The following is a 17,383-nucleotide window of genomic DNA, read 5'->3' as shown; positions in this document are numbered from 1 at the left end:
CTCAGAACAGGCGGAGGGTCAGCGGATAGCGGTAGGCCTCGCCGTTCCAGGCGCGGAGCACCGCGATCACGCTGCAGACCAACCACATCAGCGCGATCACGACGAAGACCGCGAGCAGCAGCAGGCCCGCGGGCAGGGTCACGATCGCGCCGATGCCGAGCGTGAGCACGGTCGCGCCGACCAGCACGACGGCGATCGCGCAGGCCACCGCGGCGTAGATGAACATGCTGAGGTTGAAGTTCAGCGCCTCGCGCGCGTGCGCGGCCACGAAGGCGGAATCTTCGCGCTTGAACATGTAGACCGCGCCGGCGCCGAGCACGCCGGCGATCCCGGCCATCCAGCTGGTGCACAGCGCCAGCACCAGCGCGGCGAGGTGGGCGCACGCGGCCCACTGGCGCTCGCTGGGCGTAGTGGTGCCAATCACGTCGCGGGTCTCGTTCATCGCAGGTGTCCTCGCCGGAAATGCCGTGCATCCATAGTTGGGGACGCCATGGACCACGCGCAACCCAACCGATGGCAGGGCGGGCCCGGCCCGCGCGCTGCACCGGCGGGCCGTCAGGCCGCGCCGGCCACCGTCATCCCGCCGACCAGGATCGAGCCGGTGCGGATGTGCGAGCGCGGGTCGACGTCGTGGCCGACGGCCTCGATCGCGAGGAACATGTCGCGCAGGTTCCCGGCGATGGTGATGCCGTCGACGGGATGCGCGATCGCGCCGTTCTCGACGCGGAAGCCCGAGGCACCGCGCGAGTAGTCGCCGGTGACGGTGTTGACGCCCTGTCCCATCAGGCTGGTGACCAGCAGGCCATCGCCCATGCCGCGCACCAGGTCCTCGAGACTGCCGGCGTTGGCGGCGACGTCCAGGTTGTGCACGCCGCCGGCGTTGGCCGTGCTCTCCAGCCCCAGCCGCCGCGCGGAATAGCTGCCGAGCACGTAGCGCCGGAGCACGCCGGCCTCGACCAGCGGCGACTCGCGCGTGGCCACGCCTTCGGCATCGAAGGACGCCGAGCGCAGGCCGCGCTGCAGGAAGGGCCGCTCGTGGATCGAGAACCAGTCGGGGAACAGCCGCGTGCCGGCGCTGTCGACCAGGAAGCTGGCCCCGCGGTAGAGCGCACCGCCGGACACCGCGCCCAGCAGGTGCCCGACCAGCGAACGCGCGATCTCGGCCGAGAACAACACCGGGTAGCGGCCGGTGGCCAGCGGGCGCGGATCCAGGCGCTCGACGGTGCGCCGCGCGGCGCTGCGGCCGACGGCGGCGGCGGGTTCGAGATCGCCCGGCGCCAGCGCGTGGCTGTACCAGCCGTCGCGCTGCATGGCGTCGCCCTGGCCCGCGATCAGGGCGCAGGACAGGCTGTGGTGGCTGCCGCGCTCGGCGCCGACGAAACCGTGGGAGTTGGCATACACCGACAGCGTGGTGCCGCTGCCGACGCCCGCGCCGTCCGAGTTGCTGATGCGCGGGTCGGCGTCGCGACCGGCCTGCTCGGCCGCCAGCGCAAGCTCCACCGCCTGCTGCGCGTCCAGGTCCCAGGGGTGCCAAGCGTCGAATTCACGCAGGTCGCGCGCCATCAGCGCCGGGTCGGCGAGTCCGGAGGCGGGATCGTCCTCGGTGTGGCGGGCGATCGCGCAGGCCTGCGCCACGGTCGCGGCCAGGCTCTCCTCGCGCAGGTCGGCGGTGCTGGCACTGCCCTTGCGCTGGCCGAAGTAGACGGTGACGCCGATGCCGCGGTCGCGCGTGGACTCGATCGACTCCACCTCGCCCATGCGCACGTTGACTTCGAGCCCGCGGTCCTCGCTGCAGGAGACCTCGGCCTGGGTGGCGCCGGCGGCGCGGCAGCGGTCGAGCAGCTGGGCGGCGATGCCCTCGAGGCGCGCCAGGCGCTGGCGGCTGTCGTCCACGGCGGGCGTGGCGTCGGTGATGGCGGTGGTCAATGCCTTATCCTTCGTGGTTCTTGAATGGCTGGACGGCGGGCTGGAACGACATGCGCGGCAAGGACGACGACACCGGAGAATTCCTCGGCCCCAGCCGCAGCGCGCAGCGTCGCGAGGCGCTGGACGTGCTGGAGCTGGCGAAGCAGCTCGTGGACCTGGACCCGGGCCGGCTGGCGAAGCTGCCGCTGGGGGAACACCTGCTGCCCTTCATCGCCCAGGCGCGCCGCATCACCTCCAACATCGCGCGCAAGCGCGAGATCGCCTTCCTGGCCAAACAGCTGCGCCGCGAGGACGAGGAGGCGCTGGACGCGCTGCGCGACGCCCTGGACACCGACGGCGAAGCCGCGCGCCTGGACACCGCGCGCCTGCACCGCGCCGAGGAATGGCGCGAGCGCCTGCTGGGCGAGGACGGCGCAGCCGCGCTCTCGGCGCTGATGCACGAGTTCCCCGGCGCCGACAGCCAGCGCATCCGCCAGCTGGTGCGCAACGCGCTGGCCGAGCGCAAGGCCGGCAAGCCGCCGCGCGCCTTCCGCGAGCTGTACCGCGAAGTGCGCGCGCTGCTGGACGCCGACACGCCCGCCGACGACGGCACCGTGTAGGAGCGGCTGCAGCCCCGACTGCGCCGTGGGGGCCTGGCAATCGCGGCTATAGCCGCTCCCACAGGAATCGCCGCGGCAGCCCCTCCCTGCAGGAAGCGGCGTCACGCCCGCGTGCCACCGACGGTGATCGCCTCGACCAGCAGCGACGGCTGGCCCACGCCCACCGGCACGCTCTGGCCGTCCTTGCCGCAGGTGCCGACGCCGTCGTCGAGCGCCATGTCGTGGCCGACCATGCGCACCTTCTGCATCGTTTCCGGACCGCTGCCGATCAGGGTCGCGCCCTTCAACGGCGCGGTCACCCTGCCGTCCTCGATCAGATAGGCCTCGGTGGCCGAGAACACGTACTTGCCGCTGGTGATGTCGACCTGGCCGCCGCCGAAGTTGACCGCGTACAGGCCTTTCTTCACCGAACGGATCATGTCCGCGGGATCGTCCTTGCCGGCCAGCATGTAGGTGTTGGTCATGCGCGGCATCACCAGGTGCGCGAAGGATTCGCGGCGACCGTTGCCGGTCGGGGCCACGCCCATCAGCCGCGCGTTGAGCGTGTCCTGCATGTAGCCGGTGAGCACGCCGTCCTCGATCAGGGTGGTGCACCGGGTGGGCGTGCCCTCGTCGTCGACGTTGAGCGAGCCGCGGCGGCCATCGAGCGTGCCGTCGTCGACGATGGTCACGCCCGGCGCGGCCACGCGCTGGCCGATGCGGCCGGCGTAGGTGCTGGTGCCCTTGCGGTTGAAGTCGCCCTCCAGGCCGTGGCCGACCGCCTCGTGCAGCAGCACGCCGGGCCAGCCGGCGCCGAGCACCACCGGCATCACCCCGGCCGGCGCATCCACCGCCTCGAGGTTCACCAGCGCCTGCCGCAGCGCCTCGCGCGCGAACTTCTCCGGCTGCCCGTCGCCCAGCAGTTCGGCGTAGGAATAGCGCCCGCCATAGCCCGCGTATCCGCTCTCGCGGCGGCCGCCCTGCTCGACGATCACCTGCACGTTGAGGCGCACCAGCGGGCGCACGTCGCCGGCGACCACGCCGTCGGAACGCGCGACGAAGATCGTGTCGACGCCGCCCGAGAGGCTCACCATCACCTGCTTCACGCGCGGATCGGCGGCGCGCAGCAGGCGGTCGACGCGGCGCAGCGCCTCGACCTTGGCGTCGTTGTCCATGCCGTCCACGGGATCCTCGGCCGGATACAGCGACCGCGCACCCGCCGGCACCAGCGACCGGACCCGCTGCTCGGCGCCACTGCGCGCGATGGCCCGCGCCGAACCCGCGGCCGACAACAGCGCCTCGGCGTTGATGTCGTCGGCATAGGCGAAGCCGGTCTTCTCGCCGCTGATCGCGCGCACGCCCACGCCCTGCTCGATCGAATGCGCGCCGTCACGCACGATCCCGTCCTCCACCGTCCAGCTCTCGCGCCGCGCGTGCTGGAAATAGAGGTCGCCGAAGTCGACGCCGGGCCCCAGCAGGGTGCCGAACGCGCGCTCCAGCCCGGCACCGTCCAGCCCCGCGGGCAGCAGCAGGCGTGACTGGGCGATCTCGAGGGCTTGGGTCATGTCGGGGTCCGGCGTGGGGTCATGCGTGGATACGTGCGGGCGCGGGGCGCCCGGATCAAGGCGGCGTCCCGTTTCCGGGCGCGGGGACGGACGGCCTGGCGTCCGGGGATGGCGGCGACGCATCCCGGCCTTCGACCACCACCTTCGGATCCTTCCAGGGCCCGGTGACGTGGTAGGTGCGCGCGCCCATGCGTCCCAGCGGCTTCTCGAACACCGCGTTCGCCACCGCGCCCACGGCTGCGCCCACGGGCCCCGCGGTGATCGCCCCGACCGCGGTCAGCAGGCCACCGGTGCGCGGTTGCACCTCGATCACCTGGTCGTAGGTCTGCGCGCGCAGGTCGGCGCTGCCGCCGATGTGGATCTCCGCCGCGGCGCCGTCGATCACCAGCGAGTCGCTGTGCGCCAGGCCATCGCCGAAGCGGAGCGTGCCGTCGATGCGGTTGAAGGCAAAGCCGCGCGAGAACAGGTCGCGGAAGTCGAGCATCAGCCGCCGCGGCAGCTCGGCCACGCTGAGCAGCCCGAGGAAGCGGCCGGCCCCGGGCTCGACCTCGACCAGCTGGCCGTCCTTCACCGCCAGCGCCAGGCTGCCCTCGAGCCCGGCCAGCCGGAAGCCCGCGGGCGAACCCGGCCAGCCGGCGTCGAAGCGCGCCGTGCCGTGGCCACCCTTGAGGCGTTCGCCGAGGCCGAGCCCGCCCAGCAACGTGCCGAAATCGTGGCTGTCCACCTCGACCTGCATGCGCGTGCGCGCGCCGTCGCCGCGTCCGGTCCATGCGCCCTGCACGTCGATGGACTGGCGCGGCGCGCGCAGCTGCAGGCGCTCCACGCGCAGGCCGCCGTCCACGGGCCGGGTGCGCAGGTCGAGCCGGCCGAGGGCCGCGTCGGCCACGCGCAGGTCTTCGACCACGATCGCCAGCGGCGGGATCGCGGCGGGATCGATGCCGGTGTCGGCGCGCGCGGCGGCGCCCGCATCAACGTCGCTGCCAGTGGCGTCGGTGGCGGCACCGGCACCGGCGCTGCGCCAGTGCAGGCGATCGACGTGCGCCGCGACGGTAGCGCCTTCGCCCCGCGGGATGTCCAGGCTTCCCGCCAGCGCCGCGCCGTCGAAGCGGATGTTCGTACCCGGGCGCTCCGGACGGGCCACCACCCGCGTCGCCGGGAACACGCCGCCGAGCAGCTGCAGCCGGTCGGCGAGGAGATCGATCCCGCGCAGCTCGAGGCCGTCGCCACCTGCCGCGCGGTCGCCGCCGAACAGTCCCGCCCATTCGATCGCATCCAGCACCGGCGTGCGCCCGGTGATGCGGATGCCGGACGCGGGGGGCGCGGCGTCGACGCGGTCGCGGCCGAGCACGGCCAGCACGCCGGTGCGTCCGCCGCGGCTGCGCGCGCGCAGCGCCACCCGGTTGCCCAGCACCACGTCGATGTCGTCCTCGCCCATGGGCAGCCGGAGGTCGATGCGGGCCGCCAGCGCCTCGCCCGGCGGCTTGCCCAGCGGCGCGGGCAGCGACAGCCGCGTGCCCACCAGGTCCGACCGCAGCTGCAGCTGCCCGCCCGCGCCGTCGGCACCCGCGTCCTGCGGCAGGCCCAGCGCCATGGTCCAGTCCGAGCGGCCGTCGAGACGCTCGCCCAGCCAGGCCAGCTGCGGCGCGCGCGCCGCCAGCTCCGCCGACGCCAGGCTGGCCTCGAGCTCGGCCTCGAACCCCATGCCGCGCGACTGCACGTGGCCCTCGCCCGCGCGCAGCGACAGCCGGCCGGGCACGCCGTCCCGCCGCACCCGCAGGCCTTCGGCCGTGAACCCCGCCTGGTCGTAGCGCGCCTCGCCATGCACCGCGTCGAAGGCCAGGTCCCAGCGTTTTTCCGCCAGGTGCGCGCCGCTGAGCGCGACGCGACCCCTGATCCGCGCACCCGTATCGCCGGCGTGGCCGCCCAGCGGCAGCACCAGGCCGAAGGTCGAACGCAGCGGCCCCGACGCCGACAGCGCGTCGAGGATGTCCTCGCGGCCTTCGCGCAGCGGGCTGGCGCGCAGCACCTCGAGCACCGGCGCAGCATCGGCGGCCAAGGTGGCCTCGACCCGGAGCGGCTGGTCGCCGAAGTCCGCGATGCCGGCGCGCAGGGACTCGACCGGCACCTCGCCTAGCCGGGCGCGGCCCTCGAGGCTGAAGCCGGCCGCGACGAAATCGACCTGGCCATCGAGCGCCGTCGCCGCGGGCCAGCCAGGGTCGAAGCGGACCTCGGCGTCCTCGAGCCTCGCCGAGGCGTGGAACAGGCCCTTTCCGGCACCGTCCGCGCCGGCCGTGAACGGCCAGTCGTCGAGATCGCCCGACACCACCGCGCGCCCGTCGAGCACGCGGCCACCGACCAGCGCCGTGTCCAGCCAGTGCACCGCCGCCTCCGGCATCAGGTGGCGGATCCAGAAGCGCCTGGCGACCGGCACCTGCGCCGCGTCGACCTCGGCCACCAGGTCGATGCCCGGTCGCGCGCCGTCGCCGGTGAACACCAGTCCGCCACGGACATCGGCGCCGTAACCCTGCCCGTCGACGCGCAGGGCCGGCGTGCGCGCCTGCCAGCCGGCGTCGTCGCGCCAGAGCACCACGTCGCCGCCCAGCTTGACCTCGTGCGCGGGCGGACCGAAGCCCGCCGGCCAGTCGACGACCACCGTGGCCGCCGGATCAGGCGTGAACACCAGGCCCGCGGCGTCGCCGAGCAGGCGCCCGGAGAGGCCGGACACGCCGGGCGCATCGCCCTGCACGGCGAACCCGAGGTCGTCCACCCGCGCGCTGGCGCGCAGCGCGCCGCCGGCATCACCCGCCACTTCGACGTCGCGCAGCACGCCGCCGGGACGCGCGTCGCGCAGCCAGGCCGCGAGTCCGTCCGGCAGGCCCGGCGCCAGCGGCGCCAGTGCCAGCAGCGCGCCGGCGTCGATGCGTTCGGCCACCAGCGCGCGGCGCGCGCCGCCCGCCACCAGCAGTCCGTCCAGACGCTGCGCGTCTTCGCCCGCGCCGATGCCCAGGCGCCGGGCATCGAACCGCCAGCCACCCGCCACCGCCGTCCAGCGCCCGTCGACGCCGACGTCGCCGAGATCGACCTCGCGCGCCGCGCCGCTTTCCCCGCCGCCCTGCAGCCGCAGCCCTTCGACATCGCCGCGGATGGCCACCGCCGACACCCGGTCGCCATCCAGCTCGACCCAGGCCTCGACGCGGCCGGTGCCGGCCATCGGCCCGATGCCGCCCGCGCGCAGCGCGGTCCAGGCCGACAGGTCGGCGTTCCGCAGCGCGAGCCAGGCCCGGGCATCGCCGCTGTCGCGGTGCAGTTCGGCGGTGATGTCCAACGGCGAAACGCCCGGCACCATCCACGCCCGCGCGGCCGCGCGCACGCGCGCGCCGTCCACGCGCAGGCGCAGGTCGACCTCGCCGAGACGCGCTGCGATCCCGAGTCCGGGCGCATCCACGACCAGCACCCCGTCGATCACCTGCAGCTCGCCCAGGCCTTCGAGCGCCTCGAAGGGATCGCCATCCGACTGCGCCTCGCCGGGCAGGCCGCGGATCTGCCAGCGGCCGTCGTCGCCGCGCTCAAGCGCGAGCTCCAGCCCGCGCAGGCGCAGCTCGGTGAACGACCGGCCCGGCAGCAGGCCGGCGTACTGCGCCACCAGCACTTCGGCCGCACCGATCGGGATGGCCTGGTCGCCTTCGCCAATGCGCAGGCCGTCCAGCCGCAGCAGCGGGCCGCGCCGGGTCCAGGCGGTTTCAAGATGGTCGAACGACACCGGGCGCCCGGCGCGCTGGCCCAGCCACTCGGCGACGCGGTCGGGATGGCGCTCGGCCAGCGGCAGCAGCTGGCTGGTGATGCCCGCGCCCAGCGCCATCAGCACCAGGCCGATCGCGAGCACGTACCAGGCGCCGCGCCGCGCACGGCGCAGGGCGCGGCGCAGCGGGCCGGCCATCACCGGCCCGCGCGCCGGGCGCGGGGCTCAGAGCAGGACGACATCGAACTGTTCCTGCAGGTACTGCGCGTCGGCCTGGAAGCGGATGGTCTTGCCGAGGAACTCCTCCAGCTCCGCCACCGCCGCCGACTCCTCCTCGGTGATCCGCGCCACGACCTTGGGCGAGGCGATCACCAGCAGGCGCTCGGCGTCGAACTGGCGCACCGCGCGCACGACTTCGCGGAACACCTCGTAGGTCACCGTCTCGGCGGTCTTGAGCATGCCGCGGCCGCCGCACTCGTGGCAGGTCTCGCTGAGCTGGCGCTCGAGGCTTTCGACCGTGCGCTTGCGCGTCATCTCCACCAGCCCCAGCGGCGAGAAGTCGTAGACCGTGGTCTTGGCATGGTCGCGCAGCAGCGACTTCTCCAGCGTCCGCAGTACCTGGCGGCGGTGTTCGGGATCGGTCATGTCGATGAAGTCGATGATGATGATGCCGCCCAGGTTGCGCAGCCGCAGCTGGCGCGCCACCGCCTGCGCGGCCTCGAGGTTGGTGCGGTACACCGTCTCCTCGAGGTTGCGCTGGCCGAGGAAGGAGCCGGTGTTGACGTCGACCGTGGTCATGGCCTCGGTCTGGTCGATCACGAGGTAGCCGCCCGATTTCAGCGGCACCTCCTTCTCCAGCGCACGGCCGATCTCGTCCTCGACGCCGTACAGGTCGAACACCGGGCGGACCCCGGTGTAATGCTCGATCTTCTCGTCCAGCCCGGGCATGTACTGCGCGGCGAAGGTCTTCAGCCGTTCGCAGGTCTCGCGTGAATCGACCTTGACCTTCTCGACGTCGCGGCGCATCAGGTCGCGCACCGCGCGCATCGGCAGGGTCAGGTCCTCGTAGATGCAGCTGCCCACGCGGGCCGTGGCGGCATTGCGCTCCACCAGCGCCCACACCCGCGCCAGGTAGGCGACGTCCTCGGCCAGCGCTTCGGCCGGCTGGCCCTCGGCGTTGGTGCGCACGATGTAGCCGTGGCCGCTGGCCGCGGCCAGCTCGCCGACCAGCGCCTTGAGTCGCGCGCGCTCGGCCTCGTCCTCGATGCGCGCCGACACCCCGATCACCTTCGACTGCGGCAGCAGCACCAGGTAGCGCGACGGGATGCTGATCTGCGTGGTCAGGCGCGCGCCCTTGGTCCCGATCGGGTCCTTGACCACCTGGACCACGATGTCCTGTCCGTCGCGCAGCAGCTCGCCGATCGGCGGAGTGGCCTGCGTCGGCGCCGGCGGGACGGGCCGCGCCGACACGGCCGGCGCGCCGGGCTCCTCGACCGCCAGGTCCTCCACCCGGCCCGGGCGCAGCACGTCGTTGGCATGCAGGAACGCGGCACGCTCGAGGCCGACCTCGACGAAGGCCGCCTGCATGCCGGGCATGACCCGCTGCACCTTGCCCTTGTAGATGTTGCCGACCACCCCGCGGCTCCAGCCGCGCTCGATGTGCAGCTCCTGGAGCATGCCGTTCTCGACCACTGCCACGCGCGTCTCGCGCGGGGTGACGTTGACCAGGATCTCCTCGCTCATGCCTTCCCGCCCGGCCGCGGCGTGCTGGCCTGGATGCCGAAGCCGCGCAGCAGGCCCGCGGTTTCGTGCAGCGGCAGGCCCATCACGCCGGAGTAGCTGCCCGCCAGGCGGCGGATGAAGCGCTCGGCACCGCCCTGGATGGCGTAGGCGCCGGCGCGGCCCATCGGTTCGCCGCTGGCGACGTACTCGGCGATGTCGGCGTCCGACAGCCCGGCGAAGGACACCTCGCTCTCGACCAGCACCGAGGCCTCGCGGCCTGCGGATACCAGCGACACCGCGGTCAGCACCCGGTGGGTTCGACCGGACAGTCGGCGCAGCATGGCCCCGGCGTCGGCGGCGTCGGCGGGCTTGCCGAAGACCTCGTCGCCGAGCACCACCTCGGTGTCCGAGCCCAGCACCACCGCGCCCGGCACCGCGACCACGCGCAGCAGGCCGGCGCCGGCCTTTTCGCGGGCGACGCGCGCGACGTAGGCATCGGGGGATTCACCGGGCGCGCGCTCCTCGACCACCTCGATGTCGAGGACGCCGAAGTCGAGGCCGAGGCGCGCCAGCAGCTCGCGCCGGCGCGGGGATTTCGAGGCAAGGTGCAGCATCGTGGAAGGATACCGTGCCCGCGCCGGGCCGGCCGTGCGCCACGGCCTCAACCCCGTTCCGGCTCACGACCCGTTCACTCCATCGGCACAACCCTTCCCTTGCCCCTTCCCGGAGACCACGATGACCCTGATCCTCCAGCGTACGGCGTCCGCCGCCGCACTCACCCTCCTCCTCGCCTTCGGGACGCCCGCCATGACCGCAGCCGCGCAGACCCCCGCCCTTGCCTCCAGCGATGGCACGCTGCTCTCCGTCTCGGCCAGCGGCGAGGCGAGCCGCGCGCCCGACGTCGCCACCGCATCGGCCGGGGTGGTCACCCAGGCCGCCGACGCCAATGCCGCGATGCGCGCCAACGCCGCGCAGATGACCAGGGTGATCGCGGCCATCCGCGCGGCCGGCGTCGCCGAGCGCGACATCCAGACCACGGGCATCAACATCCACCCCACCTACCGCCACGTCGAGAACGAGGAGCCGCGCATCTCCGGCTACAGCGCGAACAATTCGGTGAGCCTCAAGGTGCGCGACATCGCGAAGCTCGGCGAGGTGCTCGACGCGCTGGTCGCCAGCGGCGCCAACAATGTCAGCGGCCCGAGCTTCGGCATCGACCAGCCGGAGGCCGTGTACGACGAGGCGCGCCGCAAGGCGCTGGAGCAGGGCCGCGCGCGCGCGGACATGTATGCCGAGGCGCTGGGCCTGCGCGTGCGCCGCATCGTCAGCATCAGCGAGGGCGGCCGGCTGTCGCCGCCGCAGCCGATGTACGCCATGCGCGCGATGGCCATGGACGCGTCCGAGTCGACCCCGGTGGCGCCGGGCGAGAACACGCTGGCGGCCAACCTGGAGATCGTGTTCGAACTGGGACGCTGACCCCGCGGCCGCCGGTCGCGCGTTGGCATCCACGCATCCGGCACCACGCCGGCCAACGAGGAGGTGGTCCATGGTCCTGCAGCACGCTGTCCGCAGTCCGCTCCCCGCCCTGCCCGCCCGCCACGCCGGCGACGACCCGCGGCGGCCCGACCCCGTCCGCATCGCCGGCATCGCCGGTGCCCTGCTGCTCAACGGCGCCGCGCTGATGCTGATGCTCGCCCCGCTGGGGAGCCCCGGGACCGCGCCCGCGCCGCAAAAGGGCCTGGAGGGCGAGTGGTTCGAGCCCAGGCCGCTGCCGCCCCCGCCGCCGCCGCCCATCGTTCCCGTGCAGCGCGTCCCGACCCCGGCGGCGCCGACGGCGGAGCCGCGACGGGCGGTGGTCCCGCGGCCCGAACCGGCGACGCCACCCCTGGTCGAAGGAGGCACGCTCCCCGCGGATCCCCTGCCTCCGCTCGAAGCGGGCACGGGCGATGTCGATGTCGCCCCGGCGCCGGGCCCCGCCACCGGCATGCAGCTGGCCTATGCCGAGGCCAGCTCGCCGCCCTACCCGCGCGACGCGCTGCGTTCGGGCCACCAGGGCACGGTGGTGCTGCAGGTGCTGGTCGGCGTCGACGGGCGTCCGCTGGAAGTGGTGATCGAGACCGGCAGCGGCTACCGCGAGCTCGACGAAGCAGCCCGGCGGCACGTGCTGCGTCGCTGGCGCTTCCAGCCGGCCATGCGCGACGGCCGTCCGGTGCAGGCCATCGGCCTGGTGCCGATCGAGTTCAGCCTCGACCGCGGATGAACCGCGCTCAGGCGCGGTGGTAGGGATGGTTGGCGAGCAGCGCCGCGGCGCGGTAGAGCTGCTCGGCCAGCACCAGCCGCACCAGCATGTGCGGCAGGGTGAGCGGGCCCAGCGACCAGGTTTCATCGGCGCGGGCCAGCACCTCGTCGGGGGGGGCCGCGGGCCCGCCGACGAGGAAGGCCAGGTCGCGGCCCTGGCCGCGCCAGTGCTCCAGCCGCTTCGACAGCGCTTCCGAATCCCAGGCCCGGCCGCGTCCGTCCAGCGCGACCACGTGCAGGTCGCGCGGCAGCGCCGCCAGCACGCGCTGGCCTTCATCGAAAGTCGCGCGCGCGGCGTCGCGGCCCTTGCCGCGCAGGCCGGGCGTGATTTCGACCAGTTCCAGCGGCAGCCAGTGCGACAGCCGCTTGCGGTACTCGCCGAAGCCCTCGGCAACCCAGCCCGGCGGGCGCTCGCCCACGGCGACCAGGCGTGCCTTCACCGCAGCGCTCAGTCGGCGTGGCGCATGTCGTCGCCGTCGACGCCCTCGTCGTGTCCGAACGAGCGGCTGGCGTCGCGGGCATCCGGCGGCTGGTCGCCCACCGTCCACAGCCGCTCCAGCGCATAGAACTCGCGCACGCGCGGCAACATGACGTGGACCACGACGTCGCCCAGGTCGACCAGCACCCATTCGGCTTCGCGCTCGCCCTCGACGCCCAGCGGCTGGCAGTCCAGGCGCTTGGCGAACTTCACCACCTCGTCCGCGATCGACTTCACGTGGCGGGTGGACGTGCCCGACGCGATCACCATGAAGTCGCAGACGCTGGTCTTGCCGCGGACGTCGATGTCGACCACGTCCACCGCCTTGATCTCGGCGACGGCCTCCAGCACGGTCGAAAGCAGCACGTCGACCGACGGCGGCGGGGTGGGCAGGCTGGTCTTGATGACTTGGGCTTGGCTGGTCAAGGGCTGTGGCTCGTTGGCGGGGCGGCGGATTATAGCGAAGGGCCTGTCGCGGGCCCGTATCCGTACAGCCGGCGTTCGCGGATGAATCCGGCCACCGCCGGCGGCAGCATCGATTCCCAGCCGTCGTCGGCGGCGATCCGGCGACGCACTTCGGTGGAGGATTCCGCGCGCAGCCTGGGGAGCTCCAGGACCGCGAAGCCGCCGGCCGGCGCCTCCGCCAGCGCGTCCGGCGGCCTGCGCCGGGCGCCGAGCTCGCGCTCCACGGCCGGGGCGCGCGCGGCGATGTCGTCCGGAGCGACCGGCGAGCCCGGCCGCGCCACCGCCAGCACGTGGCCATGCGCGAACAGCTCGCGCCAGCGGTACCAAGTGTCGAGCCGCAGCAGCGAGTCGCCGCCGACCACCCAGGCGATCGGACGGTACGGCCCCTGCTTCGCCCGCACCAGGCGCAGGCTGTCGATGCTGTACGACGGACCCGCGCGCTCGAGCTCCAGCGGATCCACGCGCAGGCCCGGCTCGCCGGCGATGGCCAGCTCCAGCATGCGGGTGCGCGCGATCGCGCCGGCGTGGGTCGCATCCTTGTGCGGCGGATCCGCCGCCGGCAGCAGCGCGACCTCGGCGTCGAGCGCGTCGCGCACCGCCAGCGCCACCGCCATGTGCCCCAGGTGGACCGGGTCGAAGCTGCCGCCGTAGCAGGCCAGCAGGCTCACGCGGCCAGCAGCGGCACCGCGCGGGCGTCGGCCACCGCCAGCAGCAGGCGCTCCAGCAGCAGCCATTCGTCGCCGGCCCCGCGCCCCTTGGCCACGCGGTCGACCTCACCGGCCGCGGCCACGAAGCGCTCCCAGCGCGCCACGGGATGGCGCTCCAGCGCGCGCCGGTAGGCCGCCTCCTTCGCGTCCCAGATCCGCTGCGCCTTGAACTCGGCGCCGAGGTTGCCGCCGCGCGCCTTGACCCGCGCCAGCGCGGCGGTGCGCTGCAGCTCCATCACCACCATGCCCATGAGCGCGGGCACGGCCTCGCCCTCGGCGCGCAGCCCGGCGAGCATGCGCACCGCCTGGGCGCCCTGGCCGTTCAGCGCGGCGTCGACCAGGTGGAAGACGTCGTAGCGCGCGGCGTCGGCCACCAGCGCCTGCATCCGCGCCGCATCGAGGGTCCCGTCGGTGGCGAGCAGCGCCAGCTTGTCGATCTCCTGCGCGGCGGCGAGCAGGTTGCCCTCCACCCGCTCCACCAGCAGCTGCACGGCCCCGGCGTCGGCGCGCACGCCGCGGCGGCGCAGGCGCCCCTCGACCCAGCCCTGCAGCTCATGCGGCTTCACCGGCCAGGCGACCGCGATGGCGCCCACCGCGGCGATCGCCTCGCTCCACTTGCCGCCGTGCTTCCGGCTCCACTCGCCGCCTGTGACCAGCAGGCAGATGTCCGGCGGCGGATCGGCGCAGAAGCCCGCGATCACCTCCGCGCCCTGCTTGCCCGGCTTGGAGGTCGGCAGCCGGACCTCGATCAGCCGCCGCGCCGCGAACAGGCTGGGCGCGCGCAGGCTGGCCTCGAGACCGTCCCAGTCGACGTCGCGGCCCTCCACCTCGAACACCTCGCGTTCCGCATAGCCCTGTTCGCGGGCCGCGGCGCGGATGGCGTCGGCGCATTCCAGCACCCTCAGCGTCTCGGCGCCGGCCACCAGATAGACCGGCGCCAGGACCCCGCGGGCGACGCTGCCGGCCAGCTGCTCCGGGCTCAGCTCACGCGCCATCGCCGGCCGCTTCGCCCTCCGGCGTCCCGTCGTCGTCCCCGTCATCGGACGCGGGAACGGGTACGTCATCGGTTCCGTCGGCGTCGGTTCCGGTCGCCCCGGCATCCGGCGCCAGGGCGGCTTCGGCGCGATTCGCGGCCGCGATCCGGCGCAGCACCGCCGCCGCCATGTCGCGCTCGAGCTCGCGGGCCAGCATCTCGCGCTCGCTCTCCGAACCCGTCGAGTTGTTGGGCAGGGACACGTAGTCGCGCGAGAGTTCGATCACCTGCTCCGGCACCAGCTCCCGTCCTTCCGGATCCTGCAGCATGAACACCGCCGCGTAGCGCAGGCTGTATTCCTGGCCGCGGCCGAACTGGTCGACGCTGATCGCCTGCGAGTCCCAGCGCTCCGACAGGATGCGCAGCACCGCCATGCCTTCACCCGCGCGCTCGGGGACCTCGAAGCCAGCGCGTTCCAGCGAGCGCGTCAGCGACTGCGCGAGCGGGCTGTAGGGATTGCGCGCGACGACCTGCACGCCGGCCAGGTCGGGCGGCAGCTCCAGTGGATCACGGAGATGGAAGCCGCACGCCGGCAGCGACAGGATGATGGCGGCAAGCAGCAGCGGCAGGAGTCGGCTCATGGCGCGCAGTGTGACGAGGCGGCGGCGCGCCGGCAACCGGGACGGGCGGGCTGTGCACGCCGCCGGCCGCTCCGACCGCCCTCCATGACAAAATGATGACACGGCCGCGGGCCGGTCGGACCAGCCAGTCGCGTGGAAGATGTCGTGGAGTCAAGGAGATCGCAGATCGCTCCCCGGATGCCATGGAGGGCCGGCCTCAGGTGGTCCCTGACCGTCCTGCTCCCGCTGTTGTTCGCCTTCGCGACCTGGAACCTCGACAGGATCTCCATCGGCGTGGCCACGGATGCCTACCGCGTGCCGGCCACCGTCGCCGCCAACGCCGTGCCCGGGTTGCTCGTCTGCCTGGCCCTGTTCGTGGCGACGCGGCGGCTGCTGCTCTCGTTCCTGGTGGGGTTCTCGCTGCAGGCGCTGGTCTACGAAGCATCCCGCATCAAGCTGCGGACGATCGAAACGCCGGTGGCACTCGAGGACGTGTACTTCCTGACGGGCATCGACCTCGCGGGCATCAGGCTCTTCTGGGCGTATGTCGAGGAGCCCGGGCGGCTGCTGGCCATGCTGTGCGTGGGGCTGGGGCTGCTGGCCCTGGTGGCGTGGCGCGAGAAGCCCTGGTTCCGCCACCTCGGCCCGGGCCGGCTGGCGCTCCTGGCGCTGACCGTCGCCGCGGCCGCGTCGCTTGCCCAGGCACGATGGCCGTGGCCGCGCCTCTACCAGGACGAGGCCGCCGGACCCACCCGGTTCACCACCATGCCCGCCATCCTCCATTCCGGGCTGATGGCCGACCTGGTGGACAAGCACCTGGAGCGGAAGACGCGCAGCTTCGACGTCGACGAAACGGCACTGCGCGACGCGGCACGCCGGCTGGCGGCGTCCCCCGCCGGGGAGGCCGGACCGCGCCCCCTGGCCGGCATGCGACCGGACATCGTCGTGGTGCTGAGTGAGTCCTTCTTCGACCCGCGGATCATGCGCGGGCTGGAGGACGTCGAGGACTACATTCCCAACGTCCGGCAGTGGATCGAAGCTGGGCATGGCGGCACGATGTCGGTGCCGGCCTACGGCGGCGGCACGATCAGGACCGAGTTCGAGATCCTGACCGGACTGCCGTACCGGGCCTTCCCCGACGTCGGCTTCCCCTACCTGGCGCTGGACATGCGCGCCACGCCCACCCTGCCCCGGCTGCTCCGGCGCGAGGCCGGCTACCGCACCGTGGCGATCCATGGCAACCATGGATCGTTCTACAACCGCTCGGCGGTGTATGGGCCGATGGGGTTCCAGAAGTTCATCACCGCAAGGGAGTTCGGCAAGGCCGGGGTCAGGGATGGCCTCTGGTACTCCGACGAGTCCATGACCGACCTGCTGGTCGCCGAGCTCGAGTCGGATGAAACCCCGCTGTTCGCCTTCGCGATCAGCATGCAGAACCACGGTCCCTATGACGCGAACAGGGCCCGCCATGCCGACGCGTGGCAGCGGATCCGCCTTCCCGACGGACTTGGCGAGGCGGCCGGCATGGAGCTGCGCAACCTCCTCTACCACCTGGGCAGCGCCGACGCGCAGTTCGCGCGCCTGCTCGACGTCATGCAGCGTCGCAACCGCCCCTACCTGCTGCTGTTCTTCGGCGACCACCTGCCCGGGCTGCACGCCACCTATCCCGAGCTCGGCTTCGTCGACGGCGCGCCCGCCCGCAGCCAGCAACCGCCGTGGGTGCTGGTACGCGGAAAGGGGGCCGACACCTGGCCGGCCGCGCGGAGGATCTCCTTCCCCTGGCAGCTGCCGGCCGAAGTCGCCCACGAGGCCGGCATCGACAGCGCCTATTTCGACTTCAGCAGGAAGATGGGAGCCATGATGGGCCGGGACTACGAGAAGAAGCCCGATTCGCCGGGGGCGAAAGCCATGACGGCGGCCGCACGTGCCCAGCTCGCCGGCGGCTTCGAGGCGCGGGTCCGATGACCGGCCGTCACGTCCGCGCGCTCGCCGCCGGTCTCGTTGTGCTGTCCGCGTCGGCCTGTTCACCGCGCGGGGCGGACCTGGAGATCGTCGCCGACACCTCTTCCTGCACGATCCCGAAGGTGGTGACGGTCCGCTGGAGCATCCCGGAGGACGAACCCATCCCCGCGCTGCTGCGGATCAACGGTCCCGGACGCCCGATGAAGGACTGGCGCCAGGCCTCGGTCCGCGAGGGCGAGGCACCCACGGGCCCCTGGGCCGGTGACGGGCTGACCGTGACCCTGGTGTCGAAGTCGGGGCGCCCGCTGGCCAGGCGCACGCTGACGCAGGGGCCGTGCGACGCCGGCTGA

Annotated in this window: 16 protein-coding genes; 5 read left to right on the top strand and 11 right to left on the bottom strand. The window is 73.5% G+C overall.

All coding sequences use genetic code 11. From position 1 onward, the window contains the following. Window position 1: 1 nt before the first annotated feature. Together H9645_RS00125 and pmbA are read right to left on the bottom strand one after the other, a co-directional pair. The gene (locus H9645_RS00125) at window positions 2–442 is read right to left on the bottom strand and encodes a DUF4870 domain-containing protein (RefSeq protein WP_191727732.1); all 441 of its coding nucleotides are present in this window, start codon (window positions 440–442) and stop codon (window positions 2–4) included. A gap of 113 nt (window positions 443–555) precedes the next feature. Beyond that, window positions 556–1,914, bottom strand: coding sequence for a metalloprotease PmbA (gene pmbA, locus H9645_RS00120; protein WP_191728415.1), 1,359 nt, complete (start codon window positions 1,912–1,914; stop codon window positions 556–558). A gap of 11 nt (window positions 1,915–1,925) precedes the next feature. On the opposite strand from pmbA, the gene yjgA reads away from it, so the two are divergent. After that, a complete protein-coding gene (yjgA, locus tag H9645_RS00115; protein WP_225217894.1) occupies window positions 1,926–2,525 on the top strand; it encodes a ribosome biogenesis factor YjgA in 600 nt (199 codons plus the stop codon). A gap of 101 nt (window positions 2,526–2,626) precedes the next feature. Here the strand turns inward: yjgA and tldD are convergent, their stop codons facing one another. Genes tldD through H9645_RS00095 form a run of 4 tightly spaced genes read right to left on the bottom strand, consistent with a single transcriptional unit; the run spans window position 2,627 to window position 10,144 of the window. Beyond that, a complete protein-coding gene (gene tldD / locus H9645_RS00110) occupies window positions 2,627–4,069 on the bottom strand; it encodes a metalloprotease TldD (RefSeq protein ID WP_191727731.1) in 1,443 nt (480 codons plus the stop codon). A 55-nt stretch (window positions 4,070–4,124) separates the two neighbouring features. Next, window positions 4,125–8,006 carry a YhdP family protein gene (locus H9645_RS00105; RefSeq protein ID WP_191727730.1) on the bottom strand — a complete coding sequence of 1,294 codons (3,882 nt, stop codon included), beginning with the start codon at window positions 8,004–8,006 and terminating at the stop codon, window positions 4,125–4,127. A 27-nt stretch (window positions 8,007–8,033) separates the two neighbouring features. Then, window positions 8,034–9,551 (bottom strand): ribonuclease G, encoded by a 1,518-nt coding sequence (gene rng, locus H9645_RS00100; RefSeq protein WP_191727729.1) that lies wholly within the window; start codon window positions 9,549–9,551, stop codon window positions 8,034–8,036. Further along, window positions 9,548–10,144 carry a Maf family protein gene (locus tag H9645_RS00095; RefSeq protein ID WP_191727728.1) on the bottom strand — a complete coding sequence of 199 codons (597 nt, stop codon included), beginning with the start codon at window positions 10,142–10,144 and terminating at the stop codon, window positions 9,548–9,550. The genes rng and H9645_RS00095 overlap by 4 nt, the downstream gene beginning before the upstream one ends. Window positions 10,145–10,265: 121 nt before the next feature. On the opposite strand from H9645_RS00095, the gene H9645_RS00090 reads away from it, so the two are divergent. Together H9645_RS00090 and H9645_RS00085 are read left to right on the top strand one after the other, a co-directional pair. Next, window positions 10,266–11,006, top strand: a complete 741-nt coding sequence (locus tag H9645_RS00090; protein ID WP_191727727.1) for an SIMPL domain-containing protein — start codon at window positions 10,266–10,268, stop codon at window positions 11,004–11,006. Window positions 11,007–11,076: 70 nt separating this feature from the next. Beyond that, complete coding sequence (locus tag H9645_RS00085; protein ID WP_191727726.1) at window positions 11,077–11,790, top strand: energy transducer TonB; 714 nt, start codon at window positions 11,077–11,079, stop codon at window positions 11,788–11,790. 7 nt (window positions 11,791–11,797) lie between these two features. Here H9645_RS00085 and rlmH read toward each other — a convergent pair whose 3' ends face one another. The 5 genes from rlmH to H9645_RS00060 are packed head-to-tail and all read right to left on the bottom strand — an operon-like array spanning window position 11,798 to window position 15,092. After that, window positions 11,798–12,268 (bottom strand): 23S rRNA (pseudouridine(1915)-N(3))-methyltransferase RlmH, encoded by a 471-nt coding sequence (gene rlmH / locus H9645_RS00080; RefSeq protein WP_191727725.1) that lies wholly within the window; start codon window positions 12,266–12,268, stop codon window positions 11,798–11,800. Between the two features lie 8 nt (window positions 12,269–12,276). Continuing rightward, window positions 12,277–12,732 (bottom strand): ribosome silencing factor, encoded by a 456-nt coding sequence (gene rsfS, locus H9645_RS00075; protein ID WP_191727724.1) that lies wholly within the window; start codon window positions 12,730–12,732, stop codon window positions 12,277–12,279. A 29-nt stretch (window positions 12,733–12,761) separates the two neighbouring features. After that, complete coding sequence (gene nadD / locus H9645_RS00070; RefSeq protein WP_318240459.1) at window positions 12,762–13,439, bottom strand: nicotinate-nucleotide adenylyltransferase; 678 nt, start codon at window positions 13,437–13,439, stop codon at window positions 12,762–12,764. Then, a complete protein-coding gene (holA, locus tag H9645_RS00065) occupies window positions 13,436–14,473 on the bottom strand; it encodes a DNA polymerase III subunit delta (protein WP_191727722.1) in 1,038 nt (345 codons plus the stop codon). The genes nadD and holA overlap by 4 nt, the downstream gene beginning before the upstream one ends. After that, window positions 14,463–15,092, bottom strand: a complete 630-nt coding sequence (locus H9645_RS00060) for an LPS-assembly lipoprotein LptE (protein ID WP_191727721.1) — start codon at window positions 15,090–15,092, stop codon at window positions 14,463–14,465. The genes holA and H9645_RS00060 overlap by 11 nt, the downstream gene beginning before the upstream one ends. Window positions 15,093–15,320: 228 nt before the next feature. Between H9645_RS00060 and H9645_RS00055 the strand changes: the two genes are divergently transcribed. Further along, entirely contained in the window at window positions 15,321–17,036 is a 1,716-nt protein-coding gene (locus H9645_RS00055) for an LTA synthase family protein (RefSeq protein ID WP_191727720.1), read from the top strand. Then, window positions 17,033–17,383, top strand: a complete 351-nt coding sequence (locus tag H9645_RS00050; protein ID WP_191727719.1) for a hypothetical protein — start codon at window positions 17,033–17,035, stop codon at window positions 17,381–17,383. Before H9645_RS00055 ends, H9645_RS00050 begins: the two co-directional genes overlap by 4 nt.

The organism is Luteimonas colneyensis (assembly GCF_014836665.1).
GTDB classification, from domain to species: domain Bacteria; phylum Pseudomonadota; class Gammaproteobacteria; order Xanthomonadales; family Xanthomonadaceae; genus Luteimonas; species Luteimonas colneyensis.
The sequence above is the reverse complement of the archived record's forward strand: the minus strand, read 5'-3'. Positions and strand labels throughout refer to the sequence as shown.